This window comes from Ferrovibrio sp. GW821-FHT12F09 (genome assembly GCF_058806775.1).
On the sequence record NZ_JBXAPZ010000002.1, the window covers coordinates 621037 to 641869 of the forward strand.

19 protein-coding genes are annotated in these 20833 nt (G+C 63.4%); 8 read left to right on the top strand and 11 right to left on the bottom strand.

Translation table 11 applies throughout. The features are described 5' to 3' along the window. Positions 1-49: 49 nt before the first annotated feature. The 5 genes from AC1ROB_RS15970 to AC1ROB_RS15990 all read right to left on the bottom strand — a co-directional run bounded on the left by AC1ROB_RS15970 (position 50) and on the right by AC1ROB_RS15990 (position 5235). Positions 50-1399, bottom strand: a complete 1350-nt coding sequence (locus AC1ROB_RS15970; protein ID WP_492970139.1) for an ABC1 kinase family protein — start codon at positions 1397-1399, stop codon at positions 50-52. Continuing rightward, positions 1400-3211, bottom strand: a complete 1812-nt coding sequence (locus tag AC1ROB_RS15975; RefSeq protein ID WP_492970138.1) for a M3 family oligoendopeptidase — start codon at positions 3209-3211, stop codon at positions 1400-1402. Positions 3212-3292: 81 nt separating this feature from the next. Next, a complete protein-coding gene (locus AC1ROB_RS15980) occupies positions 3293-3730 on the bottom strand; it encodes a PaaI family thioesterase (protein WP_492970137.1) in 438 nt (145 codons plus the stop codon). Beyond that, on the bottom strand, positions 3727-4239 hold the full coding sequence (locus AC1ROB_RS15985; protein WP_492970136.1) for a PaaI family thioesterase: 513 nt from the start codon (positions 4237-4239) through the stop codon (positions 3727-3729). The genes AC1ROB_RS15980 and AC1ROB_RS15985 overlap by 4 nt, the downstream gene beginning before the upstream one ends. A 12-nt stretch (positions 4240-4251) precedes the next feature. Then, positions 4252-5235, bottom strand: coding sequence for an NAD-dependent epimerase/dehydratase family protein (locus tag AC1ROB_RS15990; RefSeq protein ID WP_492970135.1), 984 nt, complete (start codon positions 5233-5235; stop codon positions 4252-4254). Positions 5236-5472: 237 nt separating this feature from the next. Here AC1ROB_RS15990 and AC1ROB_RS15995 point away from each other — a divergent pair, with 237 nt between their 5' ends. The 3 genes from AC1ROB_RS15995 (at position 5473) to AC1ROB_RS16005 (ending at position 10456) form a co-directional block, all read left to right on the top strand. Next, positions 5473-8964: an indolepyruvate ferredoxin oxidoreductase family protein gene (locus tag AC1ROB_RS15995; protein ID WP_492970134.1), complete on the top strand. Its 3492-nt coding sequence runs from the start codon at positions 5473-5475 to the stop codon at positions 8962-8964. 106 nt (positions 8965-9070) lie between these two features. Beyond that, positions 9071-9928 carry an alpha/beta hydrolase family protein gene (locus AC1ROB_RS16000; protein WP_492970133.1) on the top strand — a complete coding sequence of 286 codons (858 nt, stop codon included), beginning with the start codon at positions 9071-9073 and terminating at the stop codon, positions 9926-9928. A gap of 39 nt (positions 9929-9967) precedes the next feature. Beyond that, complete coding sequence (locus tag AC1ROB_RS16005) at positions 9968-10456, top strand: GNAT family N-acetyltransferase (protein ID WP_492970132.1); 489 nt, start codon at positions 9968-9970, stop codon at positions 10454-10456. 9 nt (positions 10457-10465) lie between these two features. Here AC1ROB_RS16005 and AC1ROB_RS16010 read toward each other — a convergent pair whose 3' ends face one another. From AC1ROB_RS16010 to AC1ROB_RS16030, 5 genes are all read right to left on the bottom strand, one after another. Beyond that, on the bottom strand, positions 10466-10864 hold the full coding sequence (locus AC1ROB_RS16010) for a hypothetical protein (RefSeq protein WP_492970131.1): 399 nt from the start codon (positions 10862-10864) through the stop codon (positions 10466-10468). Between the two features lie 2 nt (positions 10865-10866). Continuing rightward, entirely contained in the window at positions 10867-11151 is a 285-nt protein-coding gene (locus AC1ROB_RS16015) for a DUF2312 domain-containing protein (RefSeq protein ID WP_492970130.1), read from the bottom strand. A gap of 140 nt (positions 11152-11291) precedes the next feature. Beyond that, positions 11292-11606 (bottom strand): DUF1244 domain-containing protein, encoded by a 315-nt coding sequence (locus AC1ROB_RS16020; RefSeq protein ID WP_492970129.1) that lies wholly within the window; start codon positions 11604-11606, stop codon positions 11292-11294. Positions 11607-11618: 12 nt separating this feature from the next. Next, on the bottom strand, positions 11619-12758 hold the full coding sequence (locus AC1ROB_RS16025) for a carboxylate-amine ligase (protein WP_492970127.1): 1140 nt from the start codon (positions 12756-12758) through the stop codon (positions 11619-11621). Positions 12759-12780: 22 nt separating this feature from the next. Continuing rightward, a complete protein-coding gene (locus AC1ROB_RS16030; protein WP_492970126.1) occupies positions 12781-13566 on the bottom strand; it encodes an N-formylglutamate amidohydrolase in 786 nt (261 codons plus the stop codon). 133 nt (positions 13567-13699) lie between these two features. On the opposite strand from AC1ROB_RS16030, the gene AC1ROB_RS16035 reads away from it, so the two are divergent. Together AC1ROB_RS16035 and AC1ROB_RS16040 are read left to right on the top strand one after the other, a co-directional pair. Further along, positions 13700-14977 (top strand): ferredoxin--NADP reductase domain-containing protein, encoded by a 1278-nt coding sequence (locus AC1ROB_RS16035; RefSeq protein ID WP_492970125.1) that lies wholly within the window; start codon positions 13700-13702, stop codon positions 14975-14977. Continuing rightward, positions 14974-15639, top strand: coding sequence for a glutathione S-transferase family protein (locus tag AC1ROB_RS16040; RefSeq protein ID WP_492970124.1), 666 nt, complete (start codon positions 14974-14976; stop codon positions 15637-15639). The genes AC1ROB_RS16035 and AC1ROB_RS16040 overlap by 4 nt, the downstream gene beginning before the upstream one ends. Here the strand turns inward: AC1ROB_RS16040 and AC1ROB_RS16045 are convergent. Next, positions 15636-16508, bottom strand: a complete 873-nt coding sequence (locus tag AC1ROB_RS16045; RefSeq protein WP_492970123.1) for a hypothetical protein — start codon at positions 16506-16508, stop codon at positions 15636-15638. The genes AC1ROB_RS16040 and AC1ROB_RS16045 overlap by 4 nt on opposite strands. A 106-nt stretch (positions 16509-16614) precedes the next feature. Between AC1ROB_RS16045 and AC1ROB_RS16050 the strand changes: the two genes are divergently transcribed. From AC1ROB_RS16050 to AC1ROB_RS16060, 3 genes are read left to right on the top strand one after another with little or no spacing between them, the layout of a single operon-like run. Further along, positions 16615-18699, top strand: coding sequence for a 3-hydroxyacyl-CoA dehydrogenase NAD-binding domain-containing protein (locus AC1ROB_RS16050; protein WP_492970122.1), 2085 nt, complete (start codon positions 16615-16617; stop codon positions 18697-18699). A gap of 49 nt (positions 18700-18748) precedes the next feature. Continuing rightward, a complete protein-coding gene (locus tag AC1ROB_RS16055) occupies positions 18749-20359 on the top strand; it encodes a peptide chain release factor 3 (RefSeq protein WP_492970121.1) in 1611 nt (536 codons plus the stop codon). Continuing rightward, positions 20337-20825: a hypothetical protein gene (locus AC1ROB_RS16060; protein ID WP_492970120.1), complete on the top strand. Its 489-nt coding sequence runs from the start codon at positions 20337-20339 to the stop codon at positions 20823-20825. Before AC1ROB_RS16055 ends, AC1ROB_RS16060 begins: the two co-directional genes overlap by 23 nt. Positions 20826-20833: the final 8 nt, after the last annotated feature.

The window sequence follows — 20833 nt, forward strand, 5'->3', positions numbered from 1 at the left end:
CTCCTCTCCTCGGAGTGAAACCCACAAGGCCAGCTGCGGTTCCCGGGCTTCAGGCCGCCTCGGGCAGTTCCAGCCCGGCGGATTTCAGCGCCGCCGCCTGGCGTTTGGCCAGCGCCGTCGCGTCAAAACCGGCGATCAGGTCGTGGAACAGCCGGTGCCAGTTGATCTCGGCCTTCAGATGCAGGAACACACCCCCGAGCCCGATGGCGGCACGATCCATGAAAACGAATTCACGCGGTGGCGTGACGCCACCCAGCGTTTTCAGCTTGCGGTGCACCTCCTCGGCCACCTCGCGGCCATAGACGCCGCTCTGCTCCATTTCCTGGATGCGACGCGGCCGGTCTTCCAGCAGCGGCGCATAGACGAACTCGGCCCATAGGTTGAGCGTGTCGATCACGTCATTGCTCAGGCCGGAGAAGCCCCAGGTTTCATAGGCATGCACGGCCAGCGCACGGTCATTGGTTGAGATGGCACGATAGAGGTCGATCACGCCGGCAACGAATTTCGCCGGAAAGATACGCACGCAGCCGAAGTCCAGCAGGTTGATGCCGAAATCCTCGCGCACCGTGTAATTGCCCAGATGCGGATCGCCATGGATCACGCCGCAACGGTAGAACGGCACATACCAAGCGCGGAACAGGTTCATGGCGATGGTGTTTCGGGTCTCCTGGGGCGCATCCTGGAAATCGAGCAGACGCCGCCCCTCAAGCCAACTCATGGTCAGCAGGCGCTTGGTGGTGAGATCCGGCAGGGCGACGGGGACATGCACCTGCGCCTCGTCGGCCAGCATGGTGCCATAGAGCCCCATATGCCGGCTCTCGCGCTCGTAATCCAGCTCCTCGCGCAGCCGTGTGGCGATCTCGTCGTGGATATGCGTGGTATCGATGGCCGCATCGTAGCGCTTGTAGATGGCGAAGATCAGCTTGAGCTGCTTCAGGTCCGCCTCCACCGCCGATGACATGTCGGGATACTGCAGCTTCACCGCCAGCAGCCCGCCATCCCTGACGGTGGCGCGATGTACCTGGCCCAGGCTGGCCGCTGCCGAGGCGGCGAGATCGAAGCTCTTGTACTTCGTCTGCCATTGCGGCCCGAGTTCGCTGACCATACGGCGTTTAACAAAGGCCGGCCCCATGGCTGGCGCGTTGGCCTGAAGCTGCGCCAGCTCCTGCACATACTCCTTGGGCAGCGCATCGGGGATGGTGGACATGATCTGCGCCACCTTCATCAGCGGGCCCTTCAGCCCGCCAAGCGCGGCGCGCAGATCGGCGGCATGCCGGCCGCGATCCATCTTTACGCCCAATACACGCTCAGCCCCCAGCCGCGCCGCCAGACCGCCAACGGACGCACCGACCCTGGCGTAACGGCGGACCCGGCCCAGCGTGCTGTCGCGTTCTGACATTTAAGAGAGCTGTTCCAGTTCGTCGATGAAGCCGCCGATCACGTTCAGGCCCTTCGACCAGAAGGCCGGATCGGAGGCGTCGAGACCGAAGGGCTTGAGCAGCTCCTGGTGCCGCAGCGTACCGCCGGCCTTCAGCATGGCGAAATACTTCTCCTGGAAACCCTGCTCGGCATCCTGGTAACGGGCATAAAGCGCGTTCACCAGGCAGTCGCCGAAGGCATAGGCATACACATAGAAGGGCGAATGGATGAAATGCGGGATATAGCACCAGAAGGTGCTGTAATCCGCATCGAATTTCAGCGCCGGGCCAAGGCTTTCCTTCTGCACGCCCATCCAGATCTCGCCGATGCGATCCGGCGTCAACTCGCCCTCGCGGCGGGCGGCATGGACCTGACGCTCGAATTTGAAGAAGGCGGTCTGACGCACCACGGTGTTCAGCATGTCCTCGACCTTGGAGGCCAGCATCAGTTTGCGGCGTTCCGGACCGGCAGCATCCAGCAGGGCGCGGAACGTAAGCTGCTCGCCGAAGACCGAGGCGGTTTCCGCCAGCGTGAGCGGTGTATCCGACATGAGAGGACCCTGCTCGGCGGCCAGCAACTGGTGCACGCCATGGCCCAGTTCATGGGCCAGCGTCATCACATCGCGCGTGCGGCCCTGATAGTTCAGCAGCAGGTAGGGATGCGCACTCGGCACGGTGGGATGGGCAAAGGCGCCAGACGCCTTGCCCGGCCGCGCCGGAGCATCGATCCAGGCATTATCGAAGAATTTCCGGCCTAGATCGGCGAGCTGCGGCGAAAAGCGGCCATAAGCCTTCAGCACGATGTCACGCGCCTCATCCCAGGCGATCACCCGGTCGTTGTCCTCGGGCAGCGGGGCATTGCGGTCCCACCAGTTCAGCTTCTTGGTACCCATCCACTGGGCCTTCAGCTTGTAATAGCGGTGCGAAAGTTTTGGATACGCGGCGGTGACCGCATCGGTCAGCGCGTTGACGACTTCGGGTTCGACGCAGTTGGACAGATGGCGATAGGCCTCGGGCGTCGGATACTTGCGCCAGCGGTCTTCGACTTCCTTGTCCTTGGCCAGTGTGTTGGTGATCAGCGCGAACAGCCGCACATTCTGCTTGAAGACTTTCGCCAGCGTCTTGCCCGCCAGCTTGCGGGTCTTGGGATCGGTATCCGAGAGCTTGTGCAGCACCTGTTCGGCGGTCAGCTGCTCCTTGCCATAGGGGAAGCGCAGGCCGGCCATGGTCTCATCGAACAGGCGATTCCAGGCGGCCCGGCCGGCCACGGCCTTTTCATGGAGGAGTCGTTCCAGTTCATCTTCCAGCTGATGCTCGCGGAACAGCCGCAGGTCGCGCAGCCAGGGCTTGTAATGCGAGAGCCTGGCCGAGGCCGCGTATTTCTGCTCCAGCGCTGCGTCCTCGATGCGGTTCAGCTCCAGCGTCAGAAACAGCAGCTTGGTGGTGATGTCGTTCAGCTTCTCCTGCATGTCCTGGTAGAAGCCGGCGACCTTGGGATCGGCCATGTCGCCGGCATAGGCCAGCGAGGCGTAGGAATACATACGGCCGATCAGATCCTGCATCTGCTCGTATTCCGCAATCACGCCGGCCAGATCGTCGCCCGACGCCGTTCCGATCCTGCCCTTCCAGGTCTGCTCCAGCTTTGCCGCGCCATCGGCCACCCTGGCCAGATCGCGCTGCAGTTCCGCCGAGTCCAGACCAGGGTAGAGATCAGTCAGATCCCAGACCGGCAGGGCGCCGAAATCGTTGGCGGCAACAGGGGCAGCGGGAGAAACGGCAGCAGGGGAAGCCATGCGGAAACCTCGTTATGCGGTTGCAGCATTATATGGGCGCTGAGTCCGGGTTTGACCAGCCCGAGCCAGGTAAAGCGGCTGTTATCCCAGCAGAAAATGCGCGTGCGCGGTCGCCACCGGCCGGGCCGGGTCGTCCTGCCAGGCCTCGGCGCGGACATTGGCGATACGGCGGCCATGCTTGGTGATGATCGCCCGTGCAAAAGTCTCGACCGGGCGGGCCGAGCGCAGATAGTCCACCGAGAGATCGATGATCTTCGGGATCGTGTCGGTGTCGCCGGCCCAGATCAGATGCACGATAGCCGCCGATTCCAGCAGGGCGCCGACCACGCCGCCGTGCAATGCCGGCAGACGCGCATTGCCGATCAGCTTTTGATCGGCGGGCAATACACAGACTAGTTCGCCATCCCGCTCGCGCACACTCAACCCGAGGAAACGGAAATACGGCACGGCCTCAAGAAAGGGCGAGAAATCGCGCTTCGCCCGCGCCGCAGCGATCAGGGCCGGAAAATCCTGGCTCATGACGCCTGCCCTGGAGCCGGAATGTCCTTGGGCAGCGGCGGCTTGTCGGAAGAGCCGATCATGAAGGTGGCGACACAGCTTGCCACCAGATCGTCGGGAGTATCCGGATGATAGGCGCGCGCCCGGATGAAGGCGATCGACCGGGTCAGCTTGTAGCATTCTGCCGTCGCATACAGGTCTTTCTGTGCCATCGCCGGCTTCAGATAGTCGATGCGCAGATCCAGCGTGGCAATGGCCTGCAATTTCCGCTGCGCCGTGAACAGCGCAACGAAAACCGCCATACCGGCGACGCTGTCGATCAGCGAGGTCACGGCACCCCCATGCAGCACGCCGCTGACCGGGTCGCCGACCAGATCGGGATTATAGGGCAGTGACAGCGTGACATGCTCACGCGTCGCCTCGATCACTTTCACGCCCAGGGCTGCGCAATGCGGAATACCCTGCAGGACCATGGCTTCGACCACCTTCGGGTCGAAGCTTTCGGTCGTGATCTGCGGCACTTCACTCATGGCAGACTGGGCTCATCCGACCATGTTGTGATAGCGGCGATACCAGTCAACGAAGCGCGGGATCCCGACATCGATCGGCGTTGTCGGCTTGAAGCCCGTGTCACGCTGGATCGCCGAAATATCGGCATAGGTGGCCGGCACATCGCCTTCCTGCAGCGGCAATAGCTCTTTTTCGGCTTTCTGGCCGACCGCCTGCTCGATCAGGTCGATCATGCGTAGCAGCGGCTCGGACTTGTTGTTGCCGATGTTATACAGGCGATAGCGGCGGCCGTGTTCATCGGCCGGCGGCGGATTATCCAAGGTCTTGATCACGCCGGCGACGATATCGTCGATATAGGTGAAGTCGCGCTCCATGTTGCCGTAATTGAACACCTTGATCGGGCGGCCTTCGAAGATCGCCTTGGTGAAAATGTACATCGCCATATCCGGCCGGCCCCAGGGACCGTAGACCGTGAAGAAGCGGAGACCGGTCTGGGGCAGACCGAAGAGATGCGCATAGGCATGGCTCATCAGCTCGTCGGCTTTTTTGGTCGCGGCATAGAGCGAAATCGGCGCGTCGACCCGGTCTTCCACCGCAAAGGGAAGCTTGGTGTTGCCGCCGTATACCGATGAGGACGAGGCGTAGACCAGGTGCTCGCAGTTGGGCAGGCTGCGGCAGAGTTCCAGGATCACGGTATGGCCAAGCACATTGGCGCGGATATACGCGTATGGATTGGTCAGCGAATAGCGCACGCCGGCCTGGGCAGCCAGATGGATCACCTTGCGGATATCAGCGCCCTTGACTGCTTCGCGCACAAGATCGGGCTCGGCAATATCCACCTGATGGAATCGGAAACCCTTATGAGCCTGAAGCTGTTCGAGTCGTGCGTGTTTGAGGCGTGGATCGTAATAATCGTTCAGGTTATCGAGGCCGATCACCTCGTCACCGCGCTGCAGCAAGGCCTGCGCGACATGAAACCCTATAAATCCTGCGGCGCCGGTGAGCAGAATGGCCATGGATGATCCAGAACTTGATATTGCGGTGCGTTGACACCCCCGCGCTGTCTATCAGAATCAGATGAAAGAGCAACCCGGCCGCACCATGTGGAACACAGCACGTTTTAGTCCTCGACCCGGCGCCGCGAGCGCCCTATAATTAGGTAAGCAATACTGACCTATTTGGCCGGTCGCCGGAAGCGACCGCTCAGAGCGCGCTTTAAAGAGTTCAGAGCTAAGGTATCGGGAGGATATCGAATGCTGGCGAATGTCACGCTGGACGATAAATACACCCTCGAACGCGGTCGCGTCTTTTTGACCGGAACCCAGGCGCTGGTGCGCCTGCCAATGCTGCAGCGAAAGCGCGATCTGGCCGCCGGCCTGAACACCGCAGCCTTCATCTCCGGTTACCGCGGCTCGCCGCTGGGTCTGTTCGACCAGCAGCTCTGGAAAGCGCGTAAATTCCTTAAAGCGAACCACATCGAATTCCAGCCGGGTGTGAATGAAGACCTGGCCGCCACCTCAGTCTGGGGCAGCCAGCAGCTCAACCTGTTCCCCAAGGCCAAATACGACGGCGTCTTCTCGATCTGGTATGGCAAGGGCCCCGGCGTCGACCGTTCGATGGACGTGTTCAAACATGCCAATTCTGCCGGCACCTCGCCCCATGGCGGCGTGCTGGCTTTGTGCGGCGACGATCACGGCGCCGCCTCCTCCACCGTGGCGCATCAGTCCGAACATATGATGATGGCCGCGATGATGCCGATGCTGCATCCGGCCAATGTCCAGGAGTTCATCGATTACGGCCTGCTCGGCTGGGCGATGTCGCGCTATGCCGGTGTCTGGGTCGGCTTCAAGTGCCAGACCGAAACCGTCGAAAGCTCGGCCAGCGTCTCCATCGATCCCGGTCGCCTGCAGATCAAGTATCCCACCGATTTCCAGATGCCCCCGGGCGGCCTGAACATCCGCTGGCCCGATGCGATCCTGGAGCAGGAAGACCGGCTGCAGCGCCACAAGGCCTATGCTGCCCTGGCCTTTGCCCGCGCCAACAAGATCGACCGCGTGGTGATCGACAGCCCGCGTCCGCGACTTGGCATCATCACCACCGGCAAGTCGTATCTGGACGTGCGGCAAGCCATGGAAGACCTCGGCATCACCGAGGAGATGGCTGCCGATCTGGGCATCCGGCTCTACAAGGTCGGCATGGTCTGGCCGCTGGAACGCGAAGGCGCCCGTCATTTCGCCGAAGGCCTGGAGGAAGTGATCGTCGTCGAGGAAAAGCGCGCGATCATCGAGAACCAGCTGAAAGAGCAGCTCTACAACTGGCGCGAAGACGTGCGCCCGCGCGTCATCGGCAAGTTCGATGCCGACGGCAAGTGGCTGCTGCCCTCTTCGGGTGAAATCTCGCCAGCCATTGTGGCCAAGGCGCTCTACACTTGGCTCAAGCGTTACGGCACCAATGCCCGCATCGAGGAGCGCATCGCCTTCATCGAGCAGAAAGAGCGCGAGACGGCGGCCAGCAGCATCGGCAAGACCCAGCGTACGCCGTATTTCTGCTCGGGCTGCCCCCATAACACCTCCACCCGCGTGCCCGAGGGCAGCCGCGCCGTAGCCGGCATCGGCTGCCATTTCATGTCGCTGTGGATGGACCGCTCGACCGCGACGTTTACGCAGATGGGCGGCGAAGGCACGCCCTGGATCGGCCAGGCCCCGTTCACCGAGGACAACCACATCTTCGCCAATCTGGGCGACGGCACATACTTCCATTCGGGTCTGCTGGCGCTGCGTGCCAGCATCGCGGCCAAGGTGAACATCACCTACAAGATTCTTTTCAACGACGCGGTCGCCATGACCGGCGGCCAGCCGCATGACGGCCAGCTCACGCCCCAGCAGATCAGCCTGCAGGTCTATGGCGAGGGTGTGCGCCGCATCGCGCTCGTCAGCGACGAGCCGGACAAGTATCCGGTCGGCACCGAATGGGCGCCGGGCGTCACCTTCCATCATCGTGACGATCTGGATGCCGTGCAGAAGGAACTGCGCGAGATCGAAGGTTGTACCGTCCTCATCTACGACCAGACCTGCGCCGCCGAGAAGCGCCGCCGCCGCAAGCGCGGCACCTTCCCCGATCCGGACAAGCGGGTGTTCATCAACGAGGCGGTCTGCGAGGGCTGCGGCGACTGTTCGGTCAAATCCAACTGCGTCTCGGTCGAGCCGCAGGAAACCGAGCTCGGCCGCAAGCGCAAGATCAACCAGTCGTCCTGCAACAAGGATTTTTCCTGCGTGAAAGGCTTCTGTCCCAGCTTCGTCACCGTGCATGGCGGCAAGGTCAAGCGCGCCAGGGTGAAGGTGCAGCACAACCCCGAAAACGCGGCCGACGGTCTGTTCGCCAACCTGAAGGCGCCCGAGACCGCGCCGCTGGACCAGCCCTACAACATCCTGATCACCGGCATCGGTGGCACCGGCGTCGTCACCATCGGCCAGATTCTGGGCATGGCAGCCCATGTGCAGGGCTATGGCACCAGCGTGCTGGACTTCACCGGCCTGGCGCAGAAGAACGGCGCCGTGCTCAGCCATGTGCGTATCGCGAAGAACCCGGAAGATATCCATGCCGTGCGCGTGGCGGCCGGCGGTGCCAATCTGGTGCTGGGTTGCGACATGGTGGTGGCAGCCGGCGACGCGGCTCTGGAGAAGATGCAGCGCGGCGCGACCCGGGCTCTGATCAACACGCACCTGACGCCAACGGCCGCCTTCCAGCTCAACCCGAACCTGCAGCTGGACGACAACCAGATGACGCAGGCGATCCGCAACGCCGCCGGCGAGAACCTGTCGGAATTCGTCGAGGCCACCCGCATCGCCACCGCACTGATGGGCGACGCCATCGCCACCAACATGTTCATGCTGGGCTATGCCGTGCAGCGCGGCCTGATCCCGGTGTCGCTGGACGCCCTGTTGAAGGCGATCGAACTGAACGGCACGGCCATCGAAGGCAACAAGACGGCGCTGAACTGGGGCCGTCTCTATGCCCAGGATGCCAAGGCGGTCGACGAGATCGCCCGTCCGGCCATCCCGGTCTCGGAATTCAAGACCTTTGCCAAGACCACCGACGAACTGCTGGCCGACCGTATGCCGCGGCTGGTCGCTTACCAGAGCGAAGCCTATGCGCAGCGCTACAAGGCGCTGGTCGAAACCGCCCGCGCCGCCGAAAACAAGGCCAAGGGCATGACCGGCTTCGCCGAGGCGGTCGCACGCTATGCCTACAAACTGATGGCCTACAAGGACGAATACGAGGTTGCCCGGCTTTATACCGACGGCGAGTTCCTGAAAAAGCTGAACGCACAGTTCGAGGGTGACTTCACACTGAGCTTCCATCTGGCACCGCCACTGATCAACCCGCCCGATCCCGAAACCGGCGTCGCGACGAAACGGCAGTTCGGTCCCTGGATGATGCGGGCCTTCACATTGCTGGCCAAACTGAAGGGGCTGCGCGGCACGAAGCTCGATGTCTTCGGCTACACCCACGAGCGCCAGATCGAACGCCAGTTGATCGCGGATTATTTCGCCCTGATCGAAGAGCTCTGCGCCAAGCTGACGCCGGACAACCACGGCCTTGCCGTGGCACTGGCGAAAATCCCCGAGGACATCCGCGGTTACGGCCATGTGAAGGTGAAGCACCTGAAGGATGCCAAGGACAAGGAAGCCAAGCTGCTGGCGAGCTTCCGCAACCCGGCGCCGCTGGCCACAGCGGCGGAGTAACCCGGGCAGAATAAACCGGATGTGATGGGATACCGCTGCGGCATGCCGCAGCGGTATAACCCGAAAGGTAATTGCGCCGCCCGTCCGGCCGTGGCTTGATCGCGCCATGACGACACCTGCCATTACACCCGAAACCATCCGTCTGCAGCGCAATGAAGGAACCAGCTTCGCGCTGACCGTCTATCCGGCCGCCGATGCCGGGGCGCCGGCGCTGCTGATCGAACCGGCGATGGGCGTGAAAGCCGGCTATTACGACCGTCTGGCGCAAGCTTTGCGCGAGGCCGGCTGCCACGTCACTGTTGCCGAACTGCGCGGCCATGAAGAAAGCGGCGGCCGCCGGCCCGGACGCGATTACGATTTCGGCTATCACGAGATGCTGACCGAAGACTGGCCGCTGGCCGTCGCCGCCGTGAAGGCGCGCTTTCCGCAGGCGCCGCTGTATCTGTTCGGCCACAGTCTCGGCGGCCAGATCAGCATGCTCTATGCGGGGCAGCAACAGGCACAGCTTTCCGGCCTGATCCTGGTGGCAATCAGTTCGGTGCACTGGAAACTCTGGGGCTTCGGCTTCCTGCTCTACAGCCAGGCCGCAACACTTACCGCACGCCTGCTCGGCCATTTCCCCGGCCAGAGCTTCCGTTTCGCCGGCCGCGAAGCGCGCGGCGTGATTGCCGACTGGGCGCGGCAGGCGCGTACCGGCGATTTCATCCTGGGCAGCCCGCGCCTGAACCACAGGGATGCACTGGCCAGCGTGACACTGCCGGTACTGGCGATCTCGCTGCAGGGCGATTTCTTCGCGCCCAAACGCGCAACCGACGGCCTGGTCGGCAAGATGCCGCAGGCCCAGTTGAGCCGTCACCACCTCGATCCGAAAGCCATGGGCATCGACGGGGTCGATCATTTCCGCTGGGTGCGCAAGCCAGAAGTGGTGCTGCCGACCGTGCTGGCGTGGCTGAGCCAGCGCTGAAGCCTTGCGCAACCGGGTCGGATCGGCCAGAACCCGCCCATGCTGACGCTCAAGCCGCTCTACACTCCCTATCTGGAAAGCCTGTCTGCCAGTCCGATGGCGGTTCTGGCCGAGCATCCCAACCGTGCCGAGGTGGCCGAAATCGCCGCCGAAATGGCAACGGCCACTCTCGACCTTTATGAGCGGACCCGCGCCACCGATCCCTGGTTGAGCTATTTCGCGCTGCGCGAGACCGATAATGCCTTGGTCGGTACCTGCGCTTTCAAGTCAGCCCCGGTGCAGGGCCTGATCGAAATCGCCTATTTCACCTTCCCGGGTTACGAAGGCCAGGGCGTGGCCAGTGTGATGGCGCGCGAGCTGCTGAAAATCGCCTTCAACGAATATGATGTGAAGGTGGTGCTGGCCCATACGCTGCCGGAGGAGAATGCCTCGACGGCGATCCTGCGCAAACGCGGCTTCGCGTTGATTGAAGCGGTGGACGATCCCGAAGACGGCCCGGTCTGGCGGTGGGCGCTGGCGCGGCCGTGACGGAGTGACCTAGCGCCCCTCGTGGCATTTCACCTTGGTGGCTTCGCCACTGTCGGTGATGTCGCTTTTCTCGCGATAGATTTCCATGGTGCCGCGATTCTTCAGGCGGCACTCGCCCAACGGAAACCAGCTCGATTTGAGCTGCACGATGATGACCTCGTTCGGCGCCAGACGGTCAGGCGCGCAATAGCGGTTCACTTCGCGCGGCTTGGCGATCAGGGTCGAATTGACGCGGCCCTCGCGGCGGATACCGATCGGCCAGTTGTATTCGGTGAGGTTGGCGACCGTGACGCAGGCCTGGGCGTCTTCGTTGGTGAGCGGCGGCACCAGTTGTGGCCGTTGCTGCGCACCCGCTTCCAGAGCGAAAAGCGCCGCCAGTCCGCAGATCAGGCTGGCGGCGGCGCGCATGCTTACTCGGCCGCTTCGGCGCCGGCGCTGTGATCGGTCGTCATGCCCAGCGCTTCCATATAGACCTGCAGCAAGCTTTCCTGCTCGGCCAGATCGGCCTTGTCGAGTTTGCGCAGGCGGATGACCTGACGCAGAATCTTGATATCGAAGCCATGCGCCTTGGCTTCGGCGTAGACTTCCTTGATGTCGTCGGCCAGCGCCTTCTTCTCTTCTTCCAGACGCTCGATGCGCGCAACAAGCTGGTTGAGCTGATCTGTCGAGAAGTTGCCGGAAATGAGTTTGGCCATGGCAGGCGACCTTTGCAAAACAGTGAAAACGCGGTTGGCGCGGATTATAGCCAGCATGGCCCGCCCGCCTACCACTTGCTCTCGTTCGGCCGTCAGTTATCCACAGGAATGCGTCGCCTGTGGACAGATCGCGGTTATCCCTAGTGCTTGTGGGTTTTCTGCGATTCCGCGAAGGCCTTCTGCTGCTCCGGCGAGGCTTCCTTCTGGTATTTCGCCTGCCAGTCGGCATAGGGCATGCCGTAGATGGTCTCGCGCGCCGCCATCTTTTCGATGGCGATGCCCTTGTCCTTGGCTGCGTCCTGATACCAGTTGGACAGGCAGTTGCGGCAGAAGCCGGCCAGGTTCATCAGATCGATATTCTGCACATCGGTGCGCTCGCGCAGATGCTCCAGCAGCCGGCGGAAAGCGGCGGCCTCCAGCTCTACTTGCGTCTTGTCGTCGATTGCATCAGCCATCGCGGCCTCCTTTTAACCCGGTATTTCGAAATTCACCGTCTCGGTGATCAGCCAGTCGACCACGGTCTTCAGCGCTGCCGGCTTGTCCATGCCAGCATGTAGCGCGTCACGATAGACTTGCAACTGCCGCTGGGCGGAGGTGCCGCGCGAGAGGATACCCCGCGCCCGCTCTACTTCAGCCAGGCAGCCCATCGCCAGGGCCTCCTCGCGCACCAGCTCGATCAGTTCCTCCAGCAACCCCGCATAGGGCACCGCCTCGCCCTTGCCGAAATCGACCAGCTTGCCGGCGATTCCATAACGCTGGGCCAGCCAGCGGTTCTCGTCGATCAGCGCATTGGCATAGAGACGCCAGCGCTGGTTCTTCTGCCGCAGCCGCAGCAGTGCGGCCAACAGGCAGCGGTACAGCGCGGCGATGCTGATGCCGTCATCGAGTCTTGTACAAACATCCGTGACGCGAAGTTCCAGCGTGGGGTAGCGCGCCGAAGGACGGATATCCCACCACAGCTTGGTCGCATCCTCGATCAGGCCGGCCTGGGTCAGGCGGTTCACCAGCCGCTGGTATTCGCCCCAGGTCTCCAGGCGTTCGGGCAATCCGGTGCGGGGCAAACTGTCGAATACCGACAGACGGTAGGACTGCAGCCCGGTCTCCTCGCCCTGCCAGAAAGGCGAAGACGCCGACAGCGCCAGCAGATGCGGCAGGAAATAGCTGACCTGGTTCATCAGGTCGATGCGCAGGTCCTCGTCCGGGATGCCGACATGGACATGCATGCCGCAGATGATCAGCCGTCGCGCCACGCCGGCCAGGTCTTTCGCCAGCCGGTCGTAGCGCTCGCGGTCGGTATGCTTCTGGTCGCTCCATTTCGCAAACGGATGCGTCGAGGCCGCAATCGGCGCCAGGCCATGCTTGGCCGCCACCTCGGCAATGGCCGAACGCAGGCGCACCAGATCGGCGCGCGCCTCGCCCATGTCGCGGCAGACCTTGGTGACGATCTCGATCTGGCATTTCAGGAATTCGGGATTGATCTGGCCGCCGACCAGCGACTCGCATTCGGCCAGCAGCGCATCGGGCGGCTCCACCGCCAGCACGCCGGTCTGGCGATCCACCAGCAGGTGCTCCTCTTCGATACCGATGGTGAAATCGTCGACCGCCATTCTTCCCCCGATGCCGGTTGCGTCAGGCGGCGCCGACGGCCGGGCGCAGCAGCCCCGCCTCGGTCAGCATGCGGCGAAAGCAGCGGTCCAGCCGCCCCGCCCATTCATTGATCCCGGCATCGGTGCTGACCAGATCCTGCCGCACCTCGATCATCACATGATGCAGGCCCTTGTTCTGGCCATGGGCAAAGATCGAATAGCCGGAATGGTCCTTGCCGCTATAGGGCTCGTTGTCGCCCACCACCAGGTCGCCTTCGTCGCGCAGCGCCTTCAGCAGCGGCTGGGCCAGGCGGCCGTCGCGGTCCCAGACCACGCCGATATGCCAGGGGCGATCCAGGCCCTTCACACGCATACGGGGCGTGAAGCTGTGGATCGACAGCAATGCCGGTTCGGGCACGCGCTGGCCCGCCGCATCCAGCGTGTCGGCAATCGCTGCATGATAGGGATGGAAATACTTGTTCAGCCGGCGCTCGCGCTCGGCCTCATCCAGGTTGCGGTTGCCTGGCACGATGGTGCCGTCACTCACTTCGCAGATCAGCGTCGGATCGTCGGGCCGGCGGTTGCAGTCGATCACCAGACGCGACACGCCGCTCAGTACGGCCGGCGCATCGAGAGTCTGCGCCAGCTTCTCGGTGATTGCCGCGGTACCGGGATCCCAGCCGATATGGCGCAGCAGCTCGTCGTCCGGCAGGCCCAGATTGCTCATCGCTACCGGCACGCGGCGCGAGGCATGGTCGCAGATCAGCACCGCCGGCGCGCGGCCCTGCGGATTGAGCACGCGGAAACTGGGAGGGTCTTGTTCGCTCATCGGTCGGGAAACGCTTCGGATATGAAACAGCCCGGCCGGCTGGGAGGAAATCCGGGGTACCAGGTTTGCATAACGGCGTCAGGCTGCACTAAGGTTGCGGCGACATTTTGGCAATCATAGACGAAACGAAGCCGTGCTGCACCATATCGCCATTGTCGGCAGTGGCCCTTCCGGGCTGTTTTGCGCCGATGCCCTGATCCGCCAGCGTCCGGAGCTGAAAATCGACGTGTTCGACCGGCTGGCCACGCCTTATGGACTGGTACGGTTCGGCGTCGCCCCGGATCACCAGGGCACCAAGGCGGTGACGCGGCAGTTCGACCGTCTGTTCGCCAACGAAAATGTGCGCTTCCTGGGCAACGTCGCGGTGGGTCGCGACCTGCCGCTGGCCGAGCTGCGCAACCATTACGACGCCGTGGTGCTGGCGCTGGGTGCCCATGCCGACCGGCCACTGGGCGTGCCGGGCGAGGATTTGCCGGGCTGTTATGGCTCGATGGCCTTTGTCGGCTGGTATAACGGCCATCCGGATTTCCGCAATCTCGAACCGCTGCTGGACCGCCCCGCCGTCGCCGTGATCGGTATGGGCAACGTCTCGGTCGATATCCTGCGCGTGCTGGGCAAGAGCAAGGCTGAGATGGCGAGCAGCGACCTGACCGCCCATGCGGCCGAGGTGATCAGCGCCGCGCCGCTGACCGATCTCTATGCGTTGGGCCGCCGCGGCCCGATCGAGGCGAGCTTCACCAGCGCCGAGCTGGCCGAGATCGGCCGTCTGGAACGCGTGCGGCCGGTGGTGAACAAGGCCGACCTCCCCGAAGGGCTGCCGCCGGGTATCGATCCCGCCGATCTGAAGGTGAAGGAAAAGAACCTTCAGTTGCTGCATGAATTCGCCGATCGGACCGACGACAAGCCGATCCGGCTGCATTTCCTGTTCCACCAGCGCTCGGAAGCCGTGTTGGGCAATAGCCGGGTCGAGGGCCTGAAGCTGGTCGGTCAGGACAAGCCGCTGGAGATCGGCACGCTGATCCGTGCCATCGGCTATTACACCGCCGCCGATGGCGACCTGCCGCAGAGCGATGATCGCGGCGTGATCGCCAACGACCAGGGCCGCATCGCGCCGGCCCTGTATGTGGTGGGCTGGGCCAAGCGCGGCCCCAGTGGCACCATCCCGACCAACCGTGCCGATTCAAAAGCCGTGGCCGATCTGCTGATCGCCGATTTTGCCAATGACACCACGCCGCCGAAGGAAGGCTCGGCAGCGCTGGATATCTGGCTGAAAAGTCGTGGCGTCCATGTCATCGACTGGGCCGGCTGGAAACGCATCGAAACGGCGGAAACCGCAAATGTCGTTCCAGGCGGCAGCCCGCGCGCCAAGCTCTGCGACTGGGCGACCCTGCGGGAAACGGCAAAACCGTGAAGCTCTACAATCTCGACGCCTCACCCTTTGCCGCCCGTGTGCGCATGCTGCTACGGGCGAAGCAGGCGACACTTGAATTTCTGAAACCGCCGGCGCCGGCCGAATACCGCACCATCACGCCGATGGGCAAGGTGCCGGCGCTGGTGCTGGATGACGGCAGCATCCTGCCGGAATCGGAAGTGATCTGCAGCTACCTCGACAACCAGCTGCCCGGCCCGTCACTGTATCTCGAGACACCATCCGAGCGCGCCAAGGTCGCCCTGATCGTGCGTCTGGTCGATCTCTATGTCGCACCATCAATGCACGACTTTTTCATCCTGCTGTTCACCGACCCCACGAATAAGGCCGCCGTGGCGGCGCTGATGCCGGGGCTGGCACGTGGCCTGAAATATCTCGACCATTACGTGGCGCAGGCGGGCTGCGCCGCCGATGCGCGCTTCAGCCAGGCCGATTGCGCACTGGCGCCGATGCTGCTCTATGCAGCCGATGTACTGCCCGTGGCTACGGGGCAAAGCCTGCTCGATAAACGCCCGGCCCTCGCCGCCTACTGGCAGCGGATCCAGACCCACCCCATTGTCCTGCCGGTGCTGGATGAAATCCGTGTCGCGCTGAAGAAATATCAGCCGATGCTGGATAAGATGCAGGCTGGCACCGCCGTCTAAAGATCGCCGATCCGGAAATCCAGGTTCAGCACCTTCGGATACCCCTGGGCATTCGGCGGCATTACCATCGGCTGTGCCAGGCGCATGGCGCGCAGGAAGGTTTCCAGCGCCGTGCGATAAGCGGCGGCCTCAGGTCTGCGATCACGGACGATGATGTCCCAGTTCTCGACCATCGCCCGCATGTCCCAGGGATCGTTCTTGCCGAACGGCGGCGCCATCATGCCGTTCGGCAGCACGCTATAGCGACCGTAGATGCGGATATCGGCAAACTGCGGCGCATCGAAATCGATCACCCAGGCATTCACCACCTGGCTGAGGAAAAAGTCGCTTTCCGACTGGGTCATCGTCTCGCCAGCCGCCCCGGCGGCGCCGGTGGCTGGTGCCTGCTGGCGATTGCCCGCCTGGGTCTGCGCCTGCCGCTGCGGTGACGGCGCCGCCCCGGGCGTCCGCGGGCCGATCTGCGCTGTCGGCGGTTCGGGTTTGGGCTGCTCGGCCGTCTGCTGCTGGGTACGGGCGCGCGTGCCAGAGCTGGGCGGGGCTGTCGACCTGTCGGTGACCGGAGCGCCGCGCTGCAGGTTGGGAATCTGTGGCGGCGTTTCCGGCGGCCTTGGCAGTTCCGGCGCCGGGGCTGGCGGCGCCTGGGCGGCCGGCGGCGTAGGCTGCGGGGGTGGCGCCGGTGCCGGCCTGAGCGGTGGCGGCATCACGAATTCGGCGATCACCGGCGGCGGTTCCGGCTGGATGCGCCAGGTCCAGGGTTCAAGCAGCATCAAGAATACAATCAGGCCATGCAGCAGAATCGACAGCAGCGCCGCCAATGCCAGCCGGCGGTCGTCCCAGTCGCGCGCGCGATATTCGGAAAAACTGGCCATGGCAGAGACTTAGCGCTGACGTAGCGGCAGGCCAAGGGTTTTGCCCGGCTCGCCTGCCTCGGCTATAACCGATTGTCCGACAATGTAGAAGCTTCCGGAGAGAAACGTGACCGATCCTGTCTCCTATGCCGTCCAGGACGGCATCGCCGTCCTCACCATTGAAAATCCGCCCGTCAACGCGCTGAGCCAGGGCGTGCGCGCCGGTATCATCGCCGGGCTCGACAAGGCTGATGCCGATGGCGCTGTGCAGGCGGCCGTGATCATCGGCGGCGGCCGCACCTTCATCGCTGGCGCCGATATCAAGGAATTCGGCAAACCGCCGCTGCAGCCCTACCTGCCCGACGTATTGAAACGCATCGAGGCCATGACCAAGCCTGTCGTGGCCGCGCTGCATGGCACGGCGCTGGGCGGCGGCTTCGAGGTGGCGCTGACCTGCCATTGGCGCGTCGCTGTCGACACGGCCCAGGTCGGTTTGCCGGAAGTGAAGCTGGGCGTCATCCCGGGCTCGGGCGGCACCCAGCGCCTGCCGCGCCTGATCGGGCCGAAGCTGGCGCTCGACATGATCGTGCCGGGCAATCCGATCCCGGCGAAGAAGGCGCTCGATCTTGGCGTGATCGACCAGATCGTTGGCCCTGACCTGCTGGCCGGCGGCATCGCCTTCGCCAGAACGGTGGTTGCCGAGAAGCGTCCGCTGCGGCTGGTGCGCGACATGAACGACAAGGTCAGCAGTGTCGACCCGGCCGTGTTCGAAGAGTATCGCAAGAGCATCGCCCGCAAGGCGAAGGGCTTCCTGGCGCCCTGGCGCTGCATCGATGCGGTGGAGGCTTCCACCAAACTGCCGATTGACGAAGGCCTACTGAAGGAGCGCAAATACTTCTTCGAATGCATGGACAGCCCACAGCGCAAGGGCCAGATCCACGCCTTCTTCTCCGAACGCGAAGCCGCCAAGATTCCCGGCCTGCCCGAGGACGTGAAGCCGAAGCAAATCAAGTCGGCGGCCGTGATCGGCTCGGGCACCATGGGCGGCGGCATCGCCATGAACTTCGCCAATGCCGGTATCCCGGTGAAGCTGCTGGACATGTCGCAGGAAGCGCTGAGCCGCGGTCTGGGCGTGATCGAGAAGAACTACGCCACTTCGGTGGCCCGCGGCAGCATGAAGCAGGAGGCGATGGATCGGGCGATGAAGCTGATCTCCGCCACCCAGCATTTCGAGGATATCGGCGATGCCGATATCGTGGTGGAAGCCGTGTTCGAGGAGATGGGCGTCAAGAAGGACGTCTTCGGCAAGCTCGACAAGATCATGAAGCCCGGCGCGGTGCTGGCCACCAACACCTCGACACTGGATATCGACGAGATCGCTGCCAGCACCAAGCGGCCGGAAGCGGTGATTGGTACGCATTTCTTCAGCCCGGCGAATGTAATGAAGCTGCTGGAGAATGTGCGCGGCGCCAAATCCTCGCCCGAAACCATCGCCACCGTGATGGGCCTGGGTAAGACCCTGAAGAAAGTGGCGGTGCTGGCCGGCAACTGCGACGGCTTCATCGGCAACCGCATGCTGCATGGCTATCTGCGGGAAGCCAACTTCCTGTTGGAAGAAGGCGCCATGCCTGAGCAGGTCGATGCCGCGCTGGAGGAGTTCGGCCTCGCCATGGGGCCATTCCGCATGGGCGATCTTGCCGGCCTGGATGTCGGCTGGCGCATCCGCAAGGGCAAGGCCCATCTGCGCCCGAAGGACGAGCGCTATTCGAAAATCGCCGACCAGCTCTGCGAACTGGGCCGCTTCGGCCAGAAGACCGGCGCGGGCTTCTACAAATACGAAGGCCGCGATGCCGTGCCCGATGCGGCGGTCAAGGACATCATCCTGGCCGCCTCGAAGGAGCAAGGTATTGAACGGCGGACGATTTCCGACGAGGAAATCGTCCAGCGCTGCATGTATCCGCTGGTCAACGAGGGCGCGAAAATCCTGGCGGAAGGCATCGCCATCCGGTCCAGCGATATCGACATCACCTACCTTTTCGGCTATGGCTTCCCCGTCTATCGGGGCGGGCCGATGTTCTGGGCCGAACAGATCGGCCTCGACAAGGTGCTCGCCACGATCCGCGGCTTCCACAAGACCCACGGCAAGTTCTGGGAACCGGCCAAGCTGCTGGTGGAACGCGCCGAAGCCGGCAAGGGGTGGTCCGACCGCTAAGGTTGCCACCGCCTGCTTTGGCATCATTCAGAAGGTGCGTAACAGTCCGATGTCCGAAGCTGCTGTATCCATTCCGGGCGCCGCCGACCCTATCGGCGCCCGGCGCACTTTTGCCATCATCGCACACCCGGATGCCGGCAAGACCACGCTGACCGAAAAACTGCTGCTGTTCGGCGGCGCCATCCATCTGGCCGGCGCCGTGAAGGCGCGTGGCGAGAGCCGCCGCGCCCGCTCCGACTTTCTGAAGATCGAGCAGCAGCGCGGCATCTCTGTTTCCACCTCGGTGATGAATTTCGAGTTTCGCGGCTGGACCTTCAACCTGCTAGATACGCCGGGCCATGAAGACTTCAGCGAGGACACCTATCGGACGCTGACTGCCGTTGACAGTGCCGTCATGGTGCTCGACGCCGCCAAGGGTATCGAAACCCAGACCCGCAAGCTGTTCGAGGTCTGTCGCCTGCGCGATGTGCCGATCGCCACCTTCGTCAACAAAGTGGACCGCGAGGCGCAGGATCCCTTCTCGCTGCTGGATGAAGTGGCTTCCACGCTGGCGCTGGAATGCGTGCCGGCCAACTGGCCGATCGGCATGGGTCACGACTTCCGCGGCTGCTACGACCTGTTCGGTAAGCGCCTGCTGCTGGTCGGCAAGGACAATAAGAATCTCGAGCCGGAAGTGATCATCCTCGACAAGGGACTCGACGACCCGCGCGCCGCCGACTACATCCCCGAGGCCCAGCGCGCCAAGCTGCTGGAAGACATCGCATTAATCGAAGGTGCCTGCGCGCCCTTCGATGTCGAAGCCTATCGCCAGGGCCATATGACGCCGGTCTATTTCGGTTCGGCGCTGAAGAATTTCGGCGTTGACGAATTGCTGAAGGGCCTGGGCGAGTTCGCCCCGCCGCCGCGACCGCAGCCAACCGACAAGCGGATCGTGCAGCCGACCGACAAGGGCGTCACCGGTTTCGTGTTCAAGGTCCAGGCCAACATGGACAAGAACCATCGCGACCGCGTCGCCTTCCTGCGGCTGTGCTCGGGCCACTTCAAGCGCGGCATGAAGCTGAAACAGGTGCGCAGCGGCAAGCCGATCACCGTGAGCAACCCGACGCTGTTCTTCGCCCAGGACCGCTCGCTGGCCGACGAGGCATGGCCGGGCGACATCATCGGCATTCCCAATCATGGCACGCTCCGGGTGGGCGACACGCTGACCGAGAGCGAGGACCTGCGCTTCACCGGCATCCCGAATTTTGCGCCGGAAATCCTGCGTCGCGTGCGCCTCAGCGACCCGATGAAGGCCAAGCACCTGCAGCGCGCGCTGGAGGACCTGGCCGAGGAAGGCGTTACCCAGGTGTTCCGCCCCCGGATCGGCGCCGACTGGATCGTCGGCCTGGTCGGACCCCTGCAGCTCGACGTGCTGGCAGCCCGTCTGGCCGAGGAATACAGCCTGGAGGTTGGCTTCGAAACCGCCCCTTACGACACCGCCCGCTGGGTAGATGCGGCGGAAAAGCGCGATCTGGACGAGTTCATCGAGCAGAATCGCGGCGCGCTGGCCGATGACCGCGACCACAACCCGGTCTTCCTGGCCCGCAATGCCTGGGAGCTCTCCTATATCGAGAAAAAATGGGATAAGATTCGGTTCCATGCAACGCGGGAACGTTCTTAACCATATCCTCGACCGCCGCCGGCTGCTGATCGGCCTGGGCGCGGCGGTGCTGTTGCCGGCCTCTGCCATTGCGCAGGAAAAAGAGAAAAAGAAAAAAGAGAGCGACAAGCCGGTCGAAAAGCCGCTGGTCAACACCTCGGTGCTGATCGTCGACGCGGTCACCGCACCGGTCAACGGCCCGCCCGGCGCCCGGGTCATCATGACGCTGAACATCGACTGTGGCAGCATCGAGAATGCCCGCAAGGTCGACGACCTGATGCCGCGAGTCTACAACGCGGCGATCATGGAGCTGAATCGCGAACCGTTGGGCAAAGAGGGCCGGGTCTACGACAAGGACCTGGAAGGCCTGAAGCGCCGCCTGGTGTTCCAGATCAACCGTGCGCTCGCCGGGCCGCAGGTGGTTGGCGTCTATATCCGCTCCCTGCAGGATGTGCCGGTGATCAAGCCGCCGGCACCGCGCACCTGAACAAACGG

Bases quoted from the DNA above. Each gene is read 5' to 3' on its own strand.
- AC1ROB_RS15970 (WP_492970139.1), bottom strand. From the start codon at position 1,399: ATGTCAGAACGCGACAGCACGCTGGGCCGGGTCCGCCGTTACGCCAGG.
- AC1ROB_RS15975 (WP_492970138.1), bottom strand. From the start codon at position 3,211: ATGGCTTCCCCTGCTGCCGTTTCTCCCGCTGCCCCTGTTGCCGCCAAC.
- AC1ROB_RS15980 (WP_492970137.1), bottom strand. From the start codon at position 3,730: ATGAGCCAGGATTTTCCGGCCCTGATCGCTGCGGCGCGGGCGAAGCGC.
- AC1ROB_RS15985 (WP_492970136.1), bottom strand. From the start codon at position 4,239: ATGAGTGAAGTGCCGCAGATCACGACCGAAAGCTTCGACCCGAAGGTG.
- AC1ROB_RS15990 (WP_492970135.1), bottom strand. From the start codon at position 5,235: ATGGCCATTCTGCTCACCGGCGCCGCAGGATTTATAGGGTTTCATGTC.
- AC1ROB_RS15995 (WP_492970134.1), top strand. From the start codon at position 5,473: ATGCTGGCGAATGTCACGCTGGACGATAAATACACCCTCGAACGCGGT.
- AC1ROB_RS16000 (WP_492970133.1), top strand. From the start codon at position 9,071: ATGACGACACCTGCCATTACACCCGAAACCATCCGTCTGCAGCGCAAT.
- AC1ROB_RS16005 (WP_492970132.1), top strand. From the start codon at position 9,968: ATGCTGACGCTCAAGCCGCTCTACACTCCCTATCTGGAAAGCCTGTCT.
- AC1ROB_RS16010 (WP_492970131.1), bottom strand. From the start codon at position 10,864: ATGCGCGCCGCCGCCAGCCTGATCTGCGGACTGGCGGCGCTTTTCGCT.
- AC1ROB_RS16015 (WP_492970130.1), bottom strand. From the start codon at position 11,151: ATGGCCAAACTCATTTCCGGCAACTTCTCGACAGATCAGCTCAACCAG.
- AC1ROB_RS16020 (WP_492970129.1), bottom strand. From the start codon at position 11,606: ATGGCTGATGCAATCGACGACAAGACGCAAGTAGAGCTGGAGGCCGCC.
- AC1ROB_RS16025 (WP_492970127.1), bottom strand. From the start codon at position 12,758: ATGGCGGTCGACGATTTCACCATCGGTATCGAAGAGGAGCACCTGCTG.
- AC1ROB_RS16030 (WP_492970126.1), bottom strand. From the start codon at position 13,566: ATGAGCGAACAAGACCCTCCCAGTTTCCGCGTGCTCAATCCGCAGGGC.
- AC1ROB_RS16045 (WP_492970123.1), bottom strand. From the start codon at position 16,508: ATGGCCAGTTTTTCCGAATATCGCGCGCGCGACTGGGACGACCGCCGG.
- AC1ROB_RS16055 (WP_492970121.1), top strand. From the start codon at position 18,749: ATGTCCGAAGCTGCTGTATCCATTCCGGGCGCCGCCGACCCTATCGGC.
- AC1ROB_RS16060 (WP_492970120.1), top strand. From the start codon at position 20,337: ATGCAACGCGGGAACGTTCTTAACCATATCCTCGACCGCCGCCGGCTG.